At 59.2% G+C, this 19175-nt stretch carries 18 protein-coding genes and 1 pseudogene; 9 read left to right on the top strand and 10 right to left on the bottom strand.

All coding sequences use genetic code 11. The annotated features are described in order from the left end of the window. From B0G82_RS36995 to B0G82_RS36985, 3 genes are all read left to right on the top strand, one after another. Positions 1-972, top strand: coding sequence for a hydroxymethylglutaryl-CoA lyase (locus B0G82_RS36995; RefSeq protein ID WP_241975106.1), 972 nt, complete (start codon positions 1-3; stop codon positions 970-972). After that, complete coding sequence (locus B0G82_RS36990) at positions 969-2165, top strand: CaiB/BaiF CoA-transferase family protein (protein WP_121311261.1); 1197 nt, start codon at positions 969-971, stop codon at positions 2163-2165. Before B0G82_RS36995 ends, B0G82_RS36990 begins: the two co-directional genes overlap by 4 nt. A 108-nt stretch (positions 2166-2273) precedes the next feature. Beyond that, positions 2274-3467, top strand: coding sequence for a PrpF domain-containing protein (locus tag B0G82_RS36985; protein WP_121311260.1), 1194 nt, complete (start codon positions 2274-2276; stop codon positions 3465-3467). On the opposite strand, the gene B0G82_RS36980 is transcribed toward B0G82_RS36985, so the two are convergent. The 3 genes from B0G82_RS36980 to B0G82_RS36970 form a co-directional block, all read right to left on the bottom strand. Next, the gene (locus B0G82_RS36980; RefSeq protein WP_121311259.1) at positions 3468-4775 is read right to left on the bottom strand and encodes a LysR family transcriptional regulator; all 1308 of its coding nucleotides are present in this window, start codon (positions 4773-4775) and stop codon (positions 3468-3470) included. Between the two features lie 128 nt (positions 4776-4903). After that, positions 4904-5128 carry a hypothetical protein gene (locus B0G82_RS36975; protein WP_121311258.1) on the bottom strand — a complete coding sequence of 75 codons (225 nt, stop codon included), beginning with the start codon at positions 5126-5128 and terminating at the stop codon, positions 4904-4906. A 13-nt stretch (positions 5129-5141) separates the two neighbouring features. Then, a complete protein-coding gene (locus B0G82_RS36970) occupies positions 5142-6857 on the bottom strand; it encodes a methyl-accepting chemotaxis protein (protein WP_121311257.1) in 1716 nt (571 codons plus the stop codon). 196 nt (positions 6858-7053) lie between these two features. Between B0G82_RS36970 and B0G82_RS36965 the strand changes: the two are divergent. Further along, positions 7054-7695: pseudogene (locus B0G82_RS36965) on the top strand (LysR substrate-binding domain-containing protein); the annotation flags it as partial. Between the two features lie 414 nt (positions 7696-8109). Here the strand turns inward: B0G82_RS36965 and B0G82_RS36960 are convergent. From B0G82_RS36960 to B0G82_RS36945, 4 genes are all read right to left on the bottom strand, one after another. Beyond that, positions 8110-8493: a Rieske 2Fe-2S domain-containing protein gene (locus tag B0G82_RS36960; RefSeq protein WP_241975160.1), complete on the bottom strand. Its 384-nt coding sequence runs from the start codon at positions 8491-8493 to the stop codon at positions 8110-8112. A gap of 18 nt (positions 8494-8511) precedes the next feature. Then, entirely contained in the window at positions 8512-9450 is a 939-nt protein-coding gene (locus tag B0G82_RS36955) for a VOC family protein (RefSeq protein WP_121311255.1), read from the bottom strand. A gap of 217 nt (positions 9451-9667) precedes the next feature. After that, positions 9668-10777, bottom strand: coding sequence for an FAD-dependent monooxygenase (locus B0G82_RS36950; RefSeq protein WP_121311254.1), 1110 nt, complete (start codon positions 10775-10777; stop codon positions 9668-9670). Positions 10778-10921: 144 nt separating this feature from the next. Further along, the gene (locus tag B0G82_RS36945) at positions 10922-11920 is read right to left on the bottom strand and encodes a fumarylacetoacetate hydrolase family protein (RefSeq protein WP_241975105.1); all 999 of its coding nucleotides are present in this window, start codon (positions 11918-11920) and stop codon (positions 10922-10924) included. 518 nt (positions 11921-12438) lie between these two features. Here B0G82_RS36945 and B0G82_RS40835 point away from each other — a divergent pair. From B0G82_RS40835 to B0G82_RS36935, 3 genes are read left to right on the top strand one after another with little or no spacing between them, the layout of a single operon-like run. Then, entirely contained in the window at positions 12439-13266 is an 828-nt protein-coding gene (locus tag B0G82_RS40835; RefSeq protein WP_241975104.1) for an MFS transporter, read from the top strand. 8 nt (positions 13267-13274) lie between these two features. Next, positions 13275-13841, top strand: coding sequence for a hypothetical protein (locus tag B0G82_RS40830; RefSeq protein WP_241975103.1), 567 nt, complete (start codon positions 13275-13277; stop codon positions 13839-13841). Positions 13842-13892: 51 nt separating this feature from the next. Beyond that, entirely contained in the window at positions 13893-15011 is a 1119-nt protein-coding gene (locus B0G82_RS36935) for a porin (RefSeq protein ID WP_241975102.1), read from the top strand. 122 nt (positions 15012-15133) lie between these two features. On the opposite strand, the gene B0G82_RS36930 is transcribed toward B0G82_RS36935, so the two are convergent. Genes B0G82_RS36930 through B0G82_RS36920 form a run of 3 tightly spaced genes read right to left on the bottom strand, consistent with a single transcriptional unit; the run spans position 15134 to position 17464 of the window. After that, on the bottom strand, positions 15134-15619 hold the full coding sequence (locus B0G82_RS36930; protein ID WP_121311253.1) for a PaaI family thioesterase: 486 nt from the start codon (positions 15617-15619) through the stop codon (positions 15134-15136). After that, positions 15612-16544 (bottom strand): fumarylacetoacetate hydrolase family protein, encoded by a 933-nt coding sequence (locus B0G82_RS36925; protein WP_121311540.1) that lies wholly within the window; start codon positions 16542-16544, stop codon positions 15612-15614. The genes B0G82_RS36930 and B0G82_RS36925 overlap by 8 nt, the downstream gene beginning before the upstream one ends. A 59-nt stretch (positions 16545-16603) precedes the next feature. Then, the gene (locus B0G82_RS36920) at positions 16604-17464 is read right to left on the bottom strand and encodes an ABC transporter substrate-binding protein (protein ID WP_121311252.1); all 861 of its coding nucleotides are present in this window, start codon (positions 17462-17464) and stop codon (positions 16604-16606) included. Positions 17465-17637: 173 nt separating this feature from the next. Here B0G82_RS36920 and B0G82_RS36915 point away from each other — a divergent pair, with 173 nt between their 5' ends. Further along, positions 17638-18204, top strand: coding sequence for a cupin domain-containing protein (locus tag B0G82_RS36915; RefSeq protein ID WP_121311251.1), 567 nt, complete (start codon positions 17638-17640; stop codon positions 18202-18204). Further along, positions 18201-19130, top strand: coding sequence for a 3-keto-5-aminohexanoate cleavage protein (locus tag B0G82_RS36910; protein WP_121311250.1), 930 nt, complete (start codon positions 18201-18203; stop codon positions 19128-19130). The genes B0G82_RS36915 and B0G82_RS36910 overlap by 4 nt, the downstream gene beginning before the upstream one ends. Positions 19131-19175: the final 45 nt, after the last annotated feature.

The following is a 19175-nucleotide window of genomic DNA, read 5'->3' as shown; positions in this document are numbered from 1 at the left end:
ATGCAGCATTCTCCCGAGCAGATCTATTCAAAAGGTTCAATCATGAGTGACGTAAAGGTTGTAGAAGTCGGCCCACGAGACGGCTTGCAGGCAGTTTCCGAAATCATGCACACGAACGACAAGACCGAGTGGATCCGCGCAGTCTATGACGCCGGCGTACGGATGATCCAGGTCGGTTCGTTTGTGCCACCCAAACTGATGCCGCAACTCGCGGACACCCCCACAGTCGTGGATTTCGCACGAACTCTTCCGGGGCTGACAGTGTCCGCGTTAGTGCCCAATCTCAAGGGTGCGGAACTGGCGTTCGCTGCAGGCGTACATCACGTCTCCGTACCGGTCTCGGTGAGCGAGGCACACAGCCGCGCTAACGTCAAAGGCGGGCGCGAGCAGATGATTGAACGTGTTCGTGAAATATGCGCGCTCCGAGATTCGTATCCGAATGCTGCACGGCCCGCAGTAATGGTCGGCCTGTCGGTCGCCTTCGGCTGCACGATCCAGGGGACAGTACCCGAGGCCGATGTGGAGCACTTCGCCATCGCAGCAGCAGAAGCTGGAGCTGACAACGTCTCGCTGGGAGACACGACCGGCTTTGCAAATCCCGCACAAGTACGGCGTCTGCACAGGATCGTGCATGGCGCTATTGGCGAGCGGCTGAACAGTATGCACTTCCACAACACGCGGGGACTGGGTCTTGCAAATGTGCTCGCTGCGCTCGACTGCGGAATACGGAAGTTCGACGCGAGTCTGGGCGGCCTGGGCGGATGCCCCCATGCACCGGGCGCTACAGGAAATATCGTCACTGAAGACCTCGTCTTCATGCTGGAAAGCATGGGATTAAGAACTGGCATCGACATTGAAAAGCTGGTCGCTGCCCGCGGAATCCTGCATCGCGCACTTCCTCGTGAGCCGCTGCATGGCCACATCTGGCGCGCAGGGTTGCCCAAGTCATTCCATGCAACGGAGGCAGCATGATCGGTCCGCTCACAGGCGTTCGCGTTGTCGAACTATCGCACATGGTCATGGGCCCAACATGCGGTATGGTGCTTGGAGACCTGGGTGCCGAAGTCATCAAGGTTGAACCCATCAACGGTGACAAGACACGTACCCTGTCGGGACTCGGCGCAGGTTTTTTCCGTTCTTTCAATCGCAACAAGCAAAGCATCGCGCTTGACCTGGAACAACCTGCATCGCAAGAGGTATTGAAACGTCTGATCGCCAGCGCAGATATCTTCTGCGAGAACTTCCGGCCCGGACGGATGCAGGAAATAGCTCTTGACTACGCAACCTTGTCCAGCAAGTATCCCCGCTTGATCTATGTGTCTCACAAGGGCTTTCTTGCAGGACCGTATGAGCATCGCAAAGCACTGGACGAAGTCGTTCAGATGATGGCCGGGCTTGCGTATATGACGGGGCCACCGGGGCAACCATTGCGAATGGGGGCATCGGTCAATGACATCATGGGCGGCATTTTCGGTGCGCTGGGCGCGGTGTCCGCGATTCTGGAACGCGAGAAAACCGGCAAAGGCCAGGAAATTCAAAGCGGGCTGTTTGAAAATTGCGCCTTCCTCGCCACACAGCACATGCAGCAATTTGCGAAAACCGGGATAGAACCAATGCCCATGCCCAGACGCCATGTCGCGTGGGCTATCTACGAAGTCTTCACGGCCGCACAAGACGAACAATTGTTCATCGGCGTGGTCAGCGATGGACAGTGGCGCAGCTTCTGCAACATGCTTGGCCGTGACGATTGGACAAAGAACCCCTCGCTCGCGACGAACACCGGAAGAGTCGAAGCCCGTCCCTGGCTGATGCCAGAGCTGCGTGAGCTTGTGAGCAAGCTCGAGGCAGAAACCCTCATGCACGAGCTTGACGCAGCGGGCATTCCCTATGCGCCAATTGCCAGGCCACAGGATTTGTTCAATGACAGGCATCTGATTGAAAGCGGTGGACTCGGAGAACTGGTGACGGAGACGGGCGAGACAACACGCCTTCCCTTGCTGCCGTTCACTCTTGGTGGCAGGCGATTTGGCGCCAGGCATCCCCTGCCCAAAGTTGGGCAGGACACTCCGGTAGTACTTCGCTCACTCGGGTACTCGGACGATCAGATCGACGATCTGGCGAAATCGGGGGCCATTCAATCGCAGCTATCCGACCTTAAGCAGTAGCTCCGCGCACACGTGAGAGAGGCGGTGCGACATCGCGCAACCTGTTCCGGGCGAAAGCAAGCGCAGTCGAATCGCGGACTCGTACCGCTTTGAGCGACACAAACCAATATGGCAATTGGAAAACATCAACGAAGCATGCGCGCATGCTGGATGCGCGGAGGGACCAGTAAAGGTCTTTTCCTCAAGCGAAGAGACCTCCCGCTCGAGGTCGCTCATGAACCTAGGCTCCTCGACCGGTTCCTGCTTCGATTGATGGGAAGCCCGGACCCTTATCGCAAACAGATCGACGGCCTCGGCGGTGCCACGCCCAGCACCAGCAAGGTGGTAATCGTTTCGCCGTCCGACAGGCCGGATTGCGAAATCTCGTACCGGTTTGGCGCGGTGAGTATCAGCGAGGGTTCAATCGACTGGAGCGCCAACTGCGGCAACTTGACCTCGGCGGTCGCCCCATTTGCACTGTTTAGCGGACTCCTCTCACCTTGCGCAGACGGCCCAAGGTCAGTTCGCATGTGGCAGGAAAACGTTGGTCAAATCATCACCGCACGCTTCTCCGTAGAAGACGGACTACCGGCTGAGACAGGCACGTTCATTCTCGACGGCGTTCCTTTCCCAGCGGCCGAGATAACGCTTGAGTTCCTCGAAGACGACGGAGGGATCGCCTTCCCAACGGGCCAGGTAATCGACATATTGACGGTGCCTGGACACGGCGAATTCGAAGTCACGCTGGTCAGATCCGGAAGTCCGACGGTATTCATCGACGCGCAGCCGCTCGGGCTGACGGGTTGCGAGCTTCATGAGGAATTCGCCCGCCGCTCGGACCTGCCATCACTGGTCGAGACAATCCGATGTGAGGCCGGCGCACGGATGGGCCTTGCACCGAATGCACACGACATCGGCACCACTTTCCCCAATACTCCCCGCGTTGCCATCGTATCCCCGCCACAAGCCTACGCCACATCCGCAGGGAACCGGGTGCCGGCTTCTGACATCGATCTGCTGGTCAGGATAATGTCACTCGGCAAACTGCATCACGCCATGACGGGTACGGGCGCTGTCGCGCTAGCGGTTGCCTCCGCCGTTCCAGGTACTGTCGTTTCGCGTGTCACCGGGGGGCCGCAGAATGCCGTCCGGTTTGGACATCCGTCAGGGACCACGCAAGTCGGCGCAGACGTGTTTATTGACGAGAGCGGATGGAAAGCTCGTAGCATTGTCATGAGCCGAAGCGCGCGCCGCTTGATGGCTGGGGAGGTTTTCTTCCCTGCCAGCGTACTCGAACACGAGACGGGCAAGGAATGCGTATGATTAATGTGCCACGCGGGTAGCGCCACGAGCCTTCAACCAGTCAAACAGAGCGTGTGCCGGCGGCTGAAGAGTTTCCTTATGCCGCACGCAAAGTATAAGCTCACGTTTTGCCCACGGGTCCATCAGTTCGATGACTCGCAAGCCGAGAGCGTTCTGCATCAGCTTGACAGAGTCGTGTGCAAGCACCGCGATAGCCAGGTCCTCGGCGACAATGTGGCACGCGGCTTCGTATGTGCTCACGCGCATCCGAAAGTTGATGTCCTTACCCGCCGCAACCGCCTGGGCGGCAAGAAAATTCGCCATGCGGCTGCCTTGCTGCAGCCCCACGAAGTCGTATTTGAAAGTGTCGCTGAATTCGACTGCTTCCTGCGCGGCCAAAGGGTGGTCAGGATGTACCACGACAACAAGCCGATCCGACGCGTAAGGAAACCATTCGACCTGGTCAAGATCCTGTGCCTGCAGGCAAACGCCTAGTTCTGCTGATCCATCGACCACGCCCTGCACGACTGCGGGACTTATACGCTCATCCAGATCTACCCGGATGCCGCTGTGAGTGGAAAGAAAGCGAGCTATGTCGCGCGGCAGATACTGTGCTATCGATGAGGCGTTTGCAAAAACCGTGATGTGCCCACGCACGCCATCGACGTGCTCAGCCAGTTCGGCCTGAAGCTTTTCGACAGAGTACATAATCGTGCGGGCATGATGAAGCAGGGTCAGGCCGGCAGTTGTCGGCCTCACGCCCCGCCCGCCCCGCACGAGCAATGACACTCCGGCCTGGCTTTCTATTTCGCTCATACGTTTGCTGACCGCAGAGGGCACGACAGACATTCGCTGCGCGGCGCGTGAGATGCTTTCCTCCTCGCATACTGCAGCAAACATCGTCAGCGAGAAAATATCCGGTTGCCATTTTGCCATTCCGTTGCTCCTTTTGCCTCTTCTGAATGGCACAGCATGTGCGCATTTATCCAGGTCGCGCGCGAGGCCGTTGTCATTGGACAGATCCCCAAGCTCCGTCTGGCCCCCGCGTGATGAATCAAGGATAACAGGAAGCGCGCTAGCTAGATCCTGGGAGGGCCGCGAAAGTAAGCCCGCCGTTCCCGCCAGCAGACGCGGAACGTCCCATTGAAACGCGCAGCACGAGACGAGATATATCAGACCGACGAATACGAAGATCTGTGCCGGATAGACCATGAGCCGGCTATTGACCTGATTCGCCAGAAACGTGAACTCCGGCACGCCGACGACATAAGCGAGCGAGGTGTCTTTGATCAGCGATACCCATTGATTGACGAACGACGCAGACATCATGCACACAGGGCATTCCGTGTCTGCTCTATAAGGACGAGCGCATCCGCTTCAAAAACCGCAGACAAGCGCCTCACGTTACCTATCGTTCAAAGCTTCAGGTATGCCATTGGTCATTTCAAGCAACGTAGCTAGGTGTGCTGGCGTGGAACATCGTCCATCATCGCCAGCACATCTTCGATACCACGTCGCAATGATTGGCTAACCTCAGCGCTTAGGGCCGCCGTCAGGTAAGGCAGCATTGCGTTAAGAAATTTGATGAAAACAATCGCCCGTGCCCCAATTACGGATACCGCATGGGTATTCTCGTTGACCAGGCGCCTGGTAAGGTCAAGTGCATCGCTGGCATCGCTCATTTCCTGCGCCCCCTCAGAAAATCCGCCAGTCCGCACCGGCAGCTTCCGTTGCAACGGAAATGGCTGGCCGGGCGCTGACGATTGTTTTCGGCTTTATGGGCACTGTCGTGGCTGCCTTTTTAACTGGTGGCAACACCCGCGATGGACTTTTTGTAACCAAAGGACCGTGGGTGGGCGACCCTGCATCAACGAGCTTGAACACCGAGATAGCCTCCTTGAGACTGATCGCCTGTTCTTCGAGCGACTGCGCCGCCGCAGCCGCCTGCTCAACCAGTGCTGCATTCTGCTGCGTCACCTCGTCCATCTGACCAACGGCCTGATTAACCTGCTCAATGCCCCGGCTTTGCTCTTCCGATGCAGCGGCAATTTCTCCGACGATATCAGAAACCTGCTTGATTGCCTGCTTCACGTGACCCATGGTGGCGCCAACGTCGGTTGCCTGCCTGGAACCATCCTGAATCATCGCCACAGACGACCCGATCAGTTCCTTGATTTCCTTTGCCGCAGCGGCGGAACGCTGGGCCAGGCTGCGCACTTCGCTCGCAACAACGGCGAAACCGCGTCCCTGTTCACCTGCTCGAGCGGCCTCAACTGCCGCGTTCAACGCGAGAATATTCGTCTGGAACGCAATGCCTTCGATTACACCGGTGATTTCCGAAATCTTGCTTGAACTTCCGCTGATCTTTTCGATTGTCCCGACCATGGACAGAACGGCCTCGTTACCCGAGTCTGCGAGTCCGGTTGCATTTGTTGCCAGGCCGTTCGCCTGCCGGGCGTTGTCGGCGTTCTGCTTGACGGTTTCGGTGAGCTGGGTCATGCTCGCGGCCGTTTCCTCAAGAGAGGCAGCCTGTTCCTCAGTGCGGGCGGACAGATCCATATTCCCGCTGGCGATTTCTCGCGAAGCTACCGTCACCGACTCCGCCGTGGATTTGATGTTGCGGACCGTATCTGTGAGTTGCTGATCCATTTTTCCCAGCGCATCCAGAAGCTGACCGAACTCGCCCCGCGAGTCAACCACCACCCGGTTTTCGAGCTTGCCGGCTGCGATGTCGTGCGCGATCCCGATGGCCTTGTTAAGAGGGCGCGAGATCGAGCGCAAAAGATAGACCGACACGCCGATAGCCAGCACGATGCCGAGACTCACCAGTGCGAGCGCAATACCTAAGATGACTCTGAACGTTGCCTCGCTGTCAACCGTCGACTGCTTCGCCTGATTCTGATTGACCGCAATATCCTGACTGACGGAGTCCGTCAATGCGCTCGAGAACGCGGCCTGCCTGTCGATCATCTCACCGGCGGCCTCGTAGTTGCCGCTACCGATCGTGGAGAAGATACCGTTCGTCATATCCCTGAATTCAGGCAACGCACTTTTGATCTTTTCGGCGATCACACGCTCCTCGTCACTGGTAACGCTATCCGGATAGTAGTGACTCCACGTCCTGTCGATGCTTTCAAGATCGGACCGCATCTTGCTGATCGACGCCGCCGTCCTGGCCGGATCATGGAACACCTGGATTCGTCTTAACTGAAGCCGGATATCCAGCTGCGCCGCGCGAATTTCATTCAGATCCATGATCGGTAAAGTGTTTCCGACATAGGAATCCTTAACAGCTGCGTTCAGCCTGGCAATTCCGAACACGCCGAACATCCCGATCGTGGCCATGAGCGCAACGCACGCGCCCATGGCGAGAACGATTCTGAACTTGATGGTGTGTGTAAAGCCGTTCATTTCGTTTCCTTCGAAAGACGGGTGCAAGGTCCCGAGGTTGAAAGCAGATAGAAGGAAATCCTTCCAATCAATACATGAGTAAACGGCTTTGTGCGCTGGTCGCTGAAGGGATGGTATTGAATGTATTTTCCCTGACTTGTCGGACGAATAGCAGCAGGCGGAAATTTTTTGATTGGCCTATACCTGTTGTGGTCAGTCCATCATTGCCCATGGCAGTGGAGGTGGCTACCTCGACCTTGCGGTCCTTCCGATCTTCGCATCCCAATGGCTCGTCCCGCAACTTAAAGACTTCAACGACCGTAACCCTGACATATGGGTAAGCATGGGGATCCGCACCGACCTGCTTTCGTTCGAGGAGTCGCACTTCGAAGCGGCGATTCAGTTCGGTAAGCCGACCTGGCCTGGTACCACATCCGACTATCTCTTCAGCGAAGAAGTCGCGCCCATTTGCTCGCCCTCGCTGCTCTCGAAGCCCATCAGGAAGGCCCACGAGCTGCATAGCTAACCCCTTCTCCACTTGACGACGCATCCAGACGCCTGGTCCCGGTGGTTCTCAAACCTCGGCGTCGAAGACAACGCCACGATGCAGGGTGTTCGGTACGAGCTGCACTCGACGCTCATCAGCGCTGCTGCGGCAGAGCTTGGCGTAGCCTTGGTGCCAAAGTTATTCGTCGACGAACAACTCACCCGGCTCGGCCTCGTCATTCCCTTCAACGCCACCATCGTTGCAGATTCCACGTAGTCTTGTGTCTCCGACGCAATTGAGCGACGGCAAGCGCCTGGAACTGCTCAGGCATGGCTTCTTGACCAGGCATTCGCTTACAACGCTCCGAAGTAGAGAACGCCTTCGCTCGTCTATCTGACCAGAGCCAAAAGTGAGTCCGCCGCGCGGCTGCCCGCCCTCCGCTTACCATGCACGCCACCTCCCCGGCATGGCTATCAGCGACTATCCACCACTGGTAGCTGGAAACCAGGGGAAAAGGTCTCTGAACCGAGCGACGAGCCTGTCGAGGGTCGGCCGGTATTCGTGAACATCCGATTATTGCGTGACGAGACTGACGTTGCGGCATTGCCAATTACCGCAATACCGGAGCGCATTGTGCTGCTACGTCCCCTGTTCGGTGAACTGTTCGTCCCAGGCGACGACGTCATGGAAATCTCCCCGAGCAATCTGAACCCGCAATGTACGTGCGAAAACCGTTAAGGATTACGATATAAAATCGTTCCCCGACCTTAAGCCAAGCAGTACCGTTCATGAAATGTCCCGGAGATCGTCAACCGGGCAGAATGCGCTGAGATAAGTCTCTTCTTCGATTCGCAGAGGAATTGATTCCAGTCTTTGCCCGACGCATGGTCCGAGCACGCATAGCCCTTCATCAAGAGTGAATTTCGCACCGTGTCCGTGGCACACGATGTAATCCATCCTGCGATCGAGGTAGCCGTGCTTGCACCATGGCAGCGTCGCTCCGGGCCAGTGCGGGCATGAATTTCTGTAGCCACGCAGCAGTCCGTGCTGGCGAATGACAAAGATGTCGTCAACGCCGCGCCCGCGAAGATCAAATCCGCGCGCCCCCACCTGTGGCAGCGCACCCAGTTCGCAAAGACGTATCCAGTCCGAAGAGCCGATGCCATCCATCACATATCACGCCTCGAGTTACTCTGACGAGGGCGGCGGTCCGCCGGGTGCCCACTTTTCGCGCCATTGAAGCAGGAATTCCTGCGCCTGGTCCGCATGCGCGGGCGCGATACGCGGCACCCAGGAGTCGTCGTGCAGATCCATGTCAGCGTCGTATTCGATGTGACATCCGAGTGGCGAGTTGAAATACCAGAACCAGTTGGAACCAAACTGATGGCGGCCAGGCCCCCAGTATGATTCATAGCCTTTGGCGGCGAACGCGCTACCGGCACGCAGCACTTCTGTCGGGCCGCCCAGATGGAACGTAAAATGTTCGCAACCTTGCATGAACGGCGGCGTCTGGATGAGAAAAAGCGTGTGGTGATCGAGTGTGCCCGCTGGCCGGAGAAAGGGACCCATTCCAAGAAATTTGTCACTCAGCCGGAATTTCAACCGGTTGACGTAGAAGGCTTCCGCCTTGTCCGTGTCCGGCACGAAATAGACGACATGCGACAATGTCCTGGGACGAGGCGGGAGTTCGCTGTCGCTGGTGAGCGCGCCCGTGATGTTCACACCACGGCGGGCATCGCCAGGCGCGTTGACCTGTTCGGCCGGAAGCACAGGCTCGCGACGCACGGTAACCTGGAAACCGAGCACGAAGTCCACGTCATCAATCGCTTCAATTGAGCCATCGGCCAGAACCTTGACCTCGCGGTCCTTCCCCAGCTCGCTGGCGATTTCATCGAGTGACGCCTGATCCGTTACCCCATAAATGGTCTTGCGTAGCTGGTTTGCCGTAGGAAACGGCCATGCCGGCAGCGACGGGTCATCCTTCGGGCGAACGATGACTCCCGTGCCATCCAGGGCTTCAAATCTGCCGTCGCCCGTTGGCGTCAGGCCGTAGTCGACAAGAAACTGTGTGCAGCTTTCGAGGTCTTCGACACCGAAGACCAGTGTGTCAGGTCCGAGGATTCTCATCGTAGTTGTCCAGTTGATGAAGAGGGCACGTGAAATTCGATACGGCATGAATCATAATAGGCCGGGCGGCCTGCGAGACGGTCTGTCTGCGCCTGGAGGTTGACACAGAGTCTGAATACGACTTTCACCGTATATTTTCGAGTTCCACGGTAATGCGTTAGATCTGATCCGCGTGCAAGAGCTTTCGCGTAATTGGAAAGTTCCTGCCATCAGGGATCTAGATGGGTTGACCGAGATACTGGTAGGTCTCCAGCAACAGGGCAGCCGACCGGTCCTTGTTGCCGACTGAGTCCTCCTGTTCGTTCAGGCATAGCTGCAGCGAAGCGTCGTATATCCTTTTCACCCGGTCGAAGCGTCGCCTGTCATAGGCCGTCAATGCCTCACCGACGGAATCGCTACTGGCAAGACATTCCGCCAGAACGACGGCATCCTCCACCGCCATGCCGGCGCCCGAGGTCATCTGTGGCGTCGGAGCGTGCGCCGCGTCACCCAGCAGCACGACACGCCCGCGGTGCCACGGCACCGGCACCAGCGTGATATCCAGGGGACGGAAAATCACCTGGGAAGATTCGGTGATGAGGTCAAGCGCCTCGCGGATGACGGGTGCGTCAAAGTCGGTCAGGCGCTCGCGGATCAGCACATGGGAGCGGTCCTCGGCGATGCGCAGCGGCTCCCGGCTGCTTTCGAGATAGAACATGTAGCAGCTTTCCGGCGAGGTCGGGAAAATACCCAGCACCTTGCCTGCCGGCGTCCTGTAGAGACAGAATCCGTCCGCCTGAGCAGGGCGCGGTGCATTGAAGCGCCACACGCTCTGACCGGCGAAGCGAGGTTCGTAACCCGTACCGAAGACGCGCCTGCGCAGGCCTGAATAGACGCCATCTGCGGCGACCACCAGATCATAGGAGGCCTGCCGGCCGTCCGAAAACTGCACCTCGACGCAGTCGCCCCGGTCCGTCAGGCCCTGGACCGTCAGTCCCTTCTCAAGGACTGCGCCGCTTTCCTGGGCCGCGGTCTCGAGGATACGCGCAAGCTCGGGCCTGCGGATGCCACAACTGGGGGGCGCGGGGTGCGTATGCAGGAGACGACCCGCGTCATCGAACTCCTTAAACACCGCGAACGACATGCCGCTTTCCAGACAGGAGTCAGCCAGGCCGATTCCTTGCAGTGCCCCCATGGTGTTGTGCAGCAGACAGATGCCTGCGCCTACCGTCGGTCTCTCGGGCTTGATGTCGATACAGTGGACGTCCAGCCCCTGCCGGGCAAGTGTGACGGCCGCCGTAGCGCCACCGATTCCGGTACCCACGATCAGCACGCGTTTGGCCTTCATTCTGTGTCTCCTCTCTTTATTTATTCCAGTGGCGGATATGATCGTTTTGACCGCCAGTGAAACCGCTGGACATACGCCAGTCGATGCATGCCCAGCCGATTGTAGTGGGTTTGCTGCGAAAACCTCGCCCGCGACCTGAGCGGCTTACATGAAAGGCGTCCGCCGCTCGGGCCACCAGGTTTCCTGCGCTCGCATCGCAATGCGATTGCGCAGTACGCCGATACCCGACACATCGAGTTCGACGACGTCGCCAGGCTTGATGCTGCGCCCGAGTTCAAGCGCCGAGCCGTTGCCCATCGTCCCCGAGCCGATCACGTCGCCAGGTTGCGCATGATCGCCCAGCGAAACGTACGCAATCAGCTCCTCCGGCGTCCAGAGCATTTCCGACGTGTCGCCCTCGCCCCACGTCTCGCCGTTCACGCGGACCGACATGCGGATGTTGTCGAGTCGCGGAAATTCGTCGATCGTGGTAATCCACGGACCGATGCCGTAAGCGAAGTCCTTACTCTTGGTGGGTCCCATGCCGATAGAAAACTCATTGCCCTGCAGATCCCGCGCGCTGAAGTCGTTGAAGATCGTCACGCCAAAGAGGTAGGAACGGGCCACATCCGGCGTGATATTGTGCGCCTGCCGGCCGACAACCCAGCCAAGTTCGAGCTCATAGTCCAGACGTTCTGAGCGTGCAGGCCAGGGCACCTCCGCCTCGTGCCCGATCACGGTCCACGGTGAGCCCTTGAAGTAGCCAGGCACTTCGAGCAAGGCCGGCGTCGGGCTGATGTTCATCCGCTCATGGAACTGGCGAATGTGCTTGGTAAAGGTCAGCCCGTCGCGCACGACCGACGGGTCGCAGGCCGCACCCCAGCGCAGTCCGTCCATCGGGAGCGACGCGTCATCACCGTACTTCGCGGCGGCCTCCGTCGCAGTGTCGAGGAAGCGTTGCCCAAGGGCGATTGCAGCCGACATGCTTTCGGGAAACACGACGGACGCATAACGCAGCGCGGCCTCACGGGTTGCCCCCTGCGCCTGCAGGCGCAGCGCTTCGGCCGCGCGCAGATCGATGACGCGGCCCTGCTCCGGCAGCACCATGCAGATGCGGTGAACCGGTCCGTCCAGACCTTCGACCACGAATCGCCCCAGTTTCATTTCGTTCTCCACGTGACAGGATAAGGTGGCATTCATAATGAAACTGAACGTATCGTTTTGTCAACGCCCGGAAAGCTAAGGGTATCTCCCAGTGATATCCACTGCGGGCCGCGCACAAATTTTAGTATACGATACGTATCGTTATAATCGTATCGAATCCGATCAGACGCGACGTCAGTCCTGCTCGCCGCCTCCGGTCAGAGTCGGCCGGACTCGGGTGCGAGAGCGCGGACGGCACCGTCCAGGCAATACGTCAGATGACCGCGGCGGAAACAAACCGGGCTCGCATCAGGTGGCAGCGCACCCCATGAAACCCGTCACCGCGCATGCCGCGACAGCCGGCCGTCTGCGGCTCCGGGATCATGGGTATGGCAATGCGCTTCGCACCGAGGAGGCCGCCCTCCCCGGAAACGCCGTGCCGGAACCTGGTCGCCAGGACAACCTAGGGAGCAAATCCACAATGCATCGCAGTACGTACTACTGAACATCGCTGCGCTTCCACAGAAAACGGAGAATTCATGCTTCACAAAAATAACGACCTCCAACGCTATTATCCGTGGCTCCTTGTCGTCGTGCTGTTCTCTACGAGCGTAGTTTCCTATCTGGATCGCAACATCATTTCCCTTTTCATAGGCCCGATCAGGCACGAGATCGGACTGTCGGATGTCCAGATCAGTTTTTTGCAGGGCATCGCCTTTGCGCTGTTCTATTCCGTGATGGGGCTTCCATTCGGTCGTCTGGTCGATCGCAACACGCGCAAGAACCTGATTGCAGCAGGCGTACTGCTGTGGAGTGCAATGACCATCTGCTGCGGCCTGAGCACCAGCTTCTGGCAACTGTTCTTCTCGCGTATGGGCGTCGGTATCGGGGAGGCCTGTCTCGCGCCTGCAGCGTTTTCGATGATCGCTGACTGCTTCGCGCCGGCGCAGCGTGGACGGGCCATCGCCACCTACAACATGTCCAACTATGTCGGCGTTGGCGCGTCGCTCCTGTTTGGCGGCGCCATCATCTCCATACTGACGAAGCTCGCCGACTTCGGCTTGCCCAGCATTGCCGGCATGCAGACGTGGCGCCTGGCTTTCATGATTTCGGGCCTGCCCGGCATCCTGATGGCATTCGTCGTTCTGGCGTTGAAGGAACCTGAGCGTCGCGAAATCATGCAGATCGCCGGCGGACACCACGGGAAAATAGGGCTGTGGTCGTATCTGTCTCGCCGCAGGCATGCGTTCGTCTCGATTTATACGGTCTACACGCTCACCGCAATGATCGGCTACATCATCGTTGCATGGGCGCCCTCCTTTTACATCCGTCATCACCACATGCAGCCCGCAAAAGTGGCCTGCTGATGGGCGGCATGACCATCGTGAGCGGTGTCGCCGGATGTATCTGCGGTGGCTACCTGTCCGACGCTCTGGTGTCCAGGGGGATTCGCGGCGGCCGGTTCAGGCTTCCGCTCGTCTGGTGGCCGATCGCCATCGGATCGATCATCGGCATGGTCTACGCGTCCAGTCTGGCGTTGAGCCTCTTCTTCCTAGGTCTGCTGACATTCGGCAGCGCGCTCTCGTTCTCGGGTGCAGCAGCCGTGATCCAGGACGTTGTTCCCAATCAGCTCAGGGGCCAGGCCGCCGCGCTGAACTATATATGGACGGGCATTATCGGGCTGTCGATGGGGCCCACATCCGTTGCGATGGTGACGGAATACGTTCTGAAGGACAGTAACCTGCTGGGCAATTCGCTTGTCATCGTCATTGTCCCGCTGTCCCTGATCGGCTTTTTTGCGTGCTATCTCGGCCAGGAAAATTATCGGAAAGCCAGAGACGATATGGTCGCGGCGCTCAAAACGGATACTGACGACCGCGTCGTACCGGAAACTGCACGGGGCAGCAAAAGCTCGGACACAGGCCAGCAGACCACCGTCTAGCGTAGTCCGGCCTGAGAAAAAGATTTTCAATAAGAAGACGGAGAAGGAGACGTGAGAAGACCTCTATCGGCGCTCGCCATCATGGCGATGGCGCTTTCCACCAGTATTGCCAGCGCGCAATCCAGCATCACCCTGTACGGAACCCTTGCCACAGGCCTGATTTATTCACCCAATGTCAGAGGCGGCGCCTATGCGGCAGAACTGGATAACGACCACTGGAATTCCACAGTTGGGCTGAAAGGTAAGGAAGACCTGGGTGCCGCCCTTTCCACGGTGTTCAATCTGCAAATGGCAATCCGGCCCTCTTCTGGCACACTTGCCGGCGCAGGCGGTTGCACGCAGCTCTTCTGCAAGGCATACGTTGGTCTGGCCGACGAGCAGCTCGGCACGCTCACCGTGGGCCGGCAGAATGACTATATGGCGGAGCTGTTGCCTTATCAGGCAAATTACTACTCGACGACCATGGCGGCCCATCCGGGCGGTATCGATCGCTTCAATTTCCCGGGCGTCAATAACGCGCTGAAATACCGCAGCGTTTTCGGTCCGTTGACGGTCGGCTTCATGTACGCCCTCCCGGACTCGACGGCAACAGGTCAGGCGATCTCCGGGCGGACGCTCAGCGCGCTGCTGGCCTACTCGAAAAACGGGATCGATGCCGCTATCGCCTGGTCAAGCTTTTCAGATTACGCACTGAAGCCCTGGTCGCCAACCAGCGGGCTCGGGTTTTCCGCCGGCACGTTCTGGGGTGTGAAGGGAACGCCGGGAAGTACAGTCGTCGTTCCTCTGGCGCGACTGGACATGGCGGGCGCGGGCGCCGGCTACACCTACGGGCCGGCCAGGGTTGCGATTGGCGCCTTCGATGTGCATCTCAGAGGCCGCAATGGCGAATCCGCATCGATGCCGATCGTGAATGCAAACGTCGGCTACTACGTCAAGCCCGACTTCGTACTGGGTTGCGGGTACTGGCACGCGAATTTCGCTGCAACACAGACCCGATACGACAATGTCAACGTTTCTGCCGACTACTTCCTGTCGAAGCGCACCGATGTGTTTATCTCCCCCGTCTACGAACACACGTCAGGTCGGGGGTTGGCACAACTCTTCATGCTGGGTTCAGCGTCGGGCGGCAACCAGTTCGCCGTCGACGTAGGGATTCGCCACAACTTCTAGCCAACCTAGCGGATCTTCCGGCTAGTACGCCGGCGGCATGTGCCACTGATCTGGCAATGCCGCCGTTGCGGCACAATTTTGCGGACCAGCACTGATCGACAGACCGGCCCAGAATGTCCCGCTCAGCTGCGCACGTCGAATATGGCGAACGACGCAGTCGCATTGGCAACGTAGCGCGCCCTTGCCCCGTCGTACAGGTCCGCCTCGAGGAATGCAATGCGGCCGCCGAGCCGCTTCACTCGCGCTTCCACCGCGAACTTGCCGACGTGTCCGGGTTCGAGCATGTTGACCGTGAGACTGATGGTCGCGCACGTGCGACCGTGCGAAAGTCTCGATAGCAACGCAAGTGCCATGGCAAGATCGAGCATCGATGCAAGTGCGCCGCCCGATACGACGCCATTGCCCTGAACGGACTCGCTGGGGGCCGTGAAGCCGATCGACAGCGCTCCCTTGCTGCCTCCCAGCAGCGTCGCGCCAAGCCATGCCAATGCCGGGTTCATCTCGAGCGCTACGTTGTGCACCCCAGCTGTGAGGGTGTGCTGGATGAAGGCGCGATCGGGGTTATCAGGCTGTACTGCACTCCCTGCGGTGGCGAATGTCTCAGCCATGCTGTCGCCCCGTGCAAACCTGGCGTTGACGGCCCAGCCCTTCGATCTCGGCCTCCATGACGTCACCTTCGCGCAGGAAACGGTTGTAGTGCGTGCCATTGCCAGCCGGTGATCCGGTACAGATGATGTCGCCTGGCAGCAGCCGCGAGTAGCGCGAAATGTACTCGATCTGCCTCTCGATACCGAACAGCATGTCGGCCGTGGTTTCATCCTGCATGACCTGCCCCGACACAGTGAGCCGCATTCTCAGCCGGTGCGGGTCCGGTACGAACGCACTGGGTACGAGGTACGGACCCAAGGGCAGAAAGCCTGGCTGCCCCTTAGAACGCAGCCAGTCGGTGCCCAACATTTTGTAGTCAGTACGGGAGATCAGGTCGCGAGCGGATATGTCATTGACGATCGTGTACCCCGCCACATGGCCAAGCGCATTTTCGCGCGCAATCTGATAGCCGCCGTGGCCGATCACAATGGCCAGTTCGAGTTCCCAGTCGGGCTGGCTAGTCGTGTCGGGCAGCACCAGCGGATCGAATGCACCCGAAACCGCGGAGACCGGTTTGGTAAACGCATAGGGCTCTCCGTTCGCCACACGTTCGTCGAGCATGTTTTCTGCCCATTGCCGCAGTTGCGCCTCATTCATCCCTTCAGGGCCCACTTTCGCGTCGACAGTCAGATCCACCACATGCTTGCGGTAATTGGCGCCCGTGCAGAATATCTGGCGCGGCAGGTCGATGGCAGGATGGGTCCGCAGATCTGAAAGCTCGTGCCACTCGCCTTCCTGCCCGGAAACGGCGCTCGCGAGGCGCTCCAGCGCCGCCCGGCTGGCACTCCAGTTATCGAGCAGCGCGAGGACGGTAGACGCGCCCGCGAGCATGCTGTCGCCATACTTCGCCGCGAGGTCTGCGAGAGACGCGACGCGATCGTTCATGACAAAGCCAACGAACCGCACACCGTCGTGCGCGGAAAATGTCCCAAGTGAATATGGCTTCACGCCTTTTCTCCGATGTGTTCATGGACCAGCGAATCGTCAACGATTGCCGGGTAATCACTGTCCGCGCCTGCCAGACCAAGCGCCCGACGATGTGCAATGAGGAGAGCCACACCTTCGGATGTCGGCCGCAACGACTGTGGGTTCAGCGCGATCATCCCGTCGGCGGCAGCAACGGGCAGACCGGCTGAAACAACCACCTGCCTGGCCAGGGCGGGACGCTCCTGGACCACCTGTCGCGCCCGCTCCAGGTCCTCCAGCCAGGCACCCACCAACGAACGCGCGCGGCTTCCCGTACGCATGACGATCCCCTGGCCTGGGAAGTCGGGATAGTGTTCCTGGACGCTGGCATTCCGGACAAAACCCGCCTTGACAGCCATCGCGTCGAATGGATGTCCCAGGAGAGTGGCCACGCCCTGCCGGGCCAGCAGTGCCTCCAGGCGCTCCTGCACCCCTCCCGCCGGCACGAGACGATATTCGTCACGGCCGATGCCCGCGTCGTCGAGCATTGCCCGCAGCGCTGTGACAAAGCCGTTATCGGGTGCATCGACGAGGATATCGGCGCCGCGAAGCGCGCTCATGTTCGACCGGCCGGCGCGCGCAACGAGTATTAACGGGGTGGTCCGCTCGACCTGTGCGACAACGCGGAAGTCCTGAGGTCCCACCCTCCGGTTCCATCCAATACCGTTGTCCATCGACGTCACCACTGCATCGACCTCACCCGCTACAAGCGCATTGAACTGCTCGTCAGACGAGCGGTTGCGGATTGACTGCGTCACCAAGGAGCGCCGATCCTGAGCAGCGACCATTGCAAGCAGTGGCGGTACGAACCACATCACCCGGATCGTCTGTTTGTCCATGATGTCATCCTGTCTGAGTCAGTCCTTGTCAATTACAGAACGGATCGTTCTGTTTTGTCAAGCCAGGATTTTGTGCGGCGCGCCTGCATCCGCGATGATTGTCCCTATTGACAGCGCGACCACCGTAGTTAACGATTCAATACGAAACGACTCGGCTCGTTAATGGAGAAGAAATGGAAACGACAGCAGACAGGGACAATTTGCAACATGCGCAGGCTGACGGCTATCGGCCCGCGAGACGGATTATTACGGGCACCAATTCGGATGGAAAGTCGTATTTTCTGTCTGACGAGCCAGCACCGAACAGGACGGCCCGCCCCGGCCTGCCCGTCGCTCATGTGCTGTGGGCAACGGGCGAAGCGCGTGCGCCCGGCGAAGAACCCGCGCCAGCCGGTCACGCGTTCGAGTTCCATTCGCGAGGCGGATCGTTGCTGCGCATTGTCGATTTCCCGCCCGATGAAACGTACGATGAATCCCAGCTGAAACAGTTTCTCGACGCGAATGGCGTCCGCGACAGGAGCAACCCCCGGCATTTCTGGTTCCACAAGACAGAATCGCTCGACTATGCCTTTGTCCTTGAGGGAGAAATCTGGGCTCTCCTGGACGAAGGCGAAAAGCTCATGCGCGCCGGCGACGTACTGATCCAGCGCGCAACCAACCACAGCTGGGCGAACCGCTCCGGCAAGCCGTGCCGCATGGCATTCGTACTGCTTGACCTCGTCGAAGGAGAGCCGCTGTGAGCAAAGCGATCATTACGTGCGCCGTAACAGGCGGCGCCCATACCCCCTCGATGTCGCAGTTCCTTCCCGTCACGCCGGAGGAAATCGCGGCCGAGTCGATCGCCGCGGCTGAGGCAGGTGCCGCCATCATTCACCTGCACGCCCGCAATCCCGAAGATGGTCGTCCCTCCGGCGACCCCGACATCTTCAGGCGCTTCGTGACCGCCATCAAGTCGTCGAGCAACGCAATCATCAATATCTCGACGGGCGGCGGAGGGCCGCACATGTCGATCGAGGACCGCGCGGCGGCAGGACGTGAGCTCAAGCCGGAGATGTGCTCGCTGAATATGGGATCCCTCAACCTGGTCCTGGCAGAGATGGCCGAGCGCAAGCGTGAGTGGAAATATGACTGGGAAGTGCCCTTTCTGGAAGGCACGCGCGGGCTGATCTTCCGCAACACCTACGACGATATCGAATGGATTCTGGAGCACATCGGCAAGGCCGGCGGCACGCGGTTTGAATTCGAATGCTACGACGTCAGCCACCTCTACACTCTGCAGTACTTTTTGGAGAAGGGGCTCGTCAAGCCTCCACTGTTCGTGCAAACGGTATTCGGACTACGCGGCGCGATGGGTGCGCACGTCGAGGATCTGCTGCACCAGAAGCGTACTGCCGACCGGCTGTTCGGCAATGACTACCACTGGTCCGTACTGGCGGCTGGCAAACACCAGATGCCTATGGCGACCATGGCAAGCCTGATGGGCGGTAATGTCCGTGTCGGTCTCGAGGATAGCCTTTACATCGGACGCGGGCAGCTCGCACAGAGCAACGCCGATCAGGTTCGCAAGATCCGCCGGATTCTCGACGAACTGGGCATTGAGATCGCCTCGCCAGATGAAGCGAGGCAGATACTCAACCTGAAGGGTGCTGACCAGGTGAATTTCTAGCCGGAATGGACCCATCCGCACCGGGCACAGGCCCGGTCGGAAGTG

It is taken from the genome of Paraburkholderia sp. BL17N1 (genome assembly GCF_003634175.1).
In the GTDB taxonomy this organism is placed as follows: domain Bacteria; phylum Pseudomonadota; class Gammaproteobacteria; order Burkholderiales; family Burkholderiaceae; genus Paraburkholderia.
The sequence above is the reverse complement of the archived record's forward strand: the minus strand, read 5'-3'. Positions and strand labels throughout refer to the sequence as shown.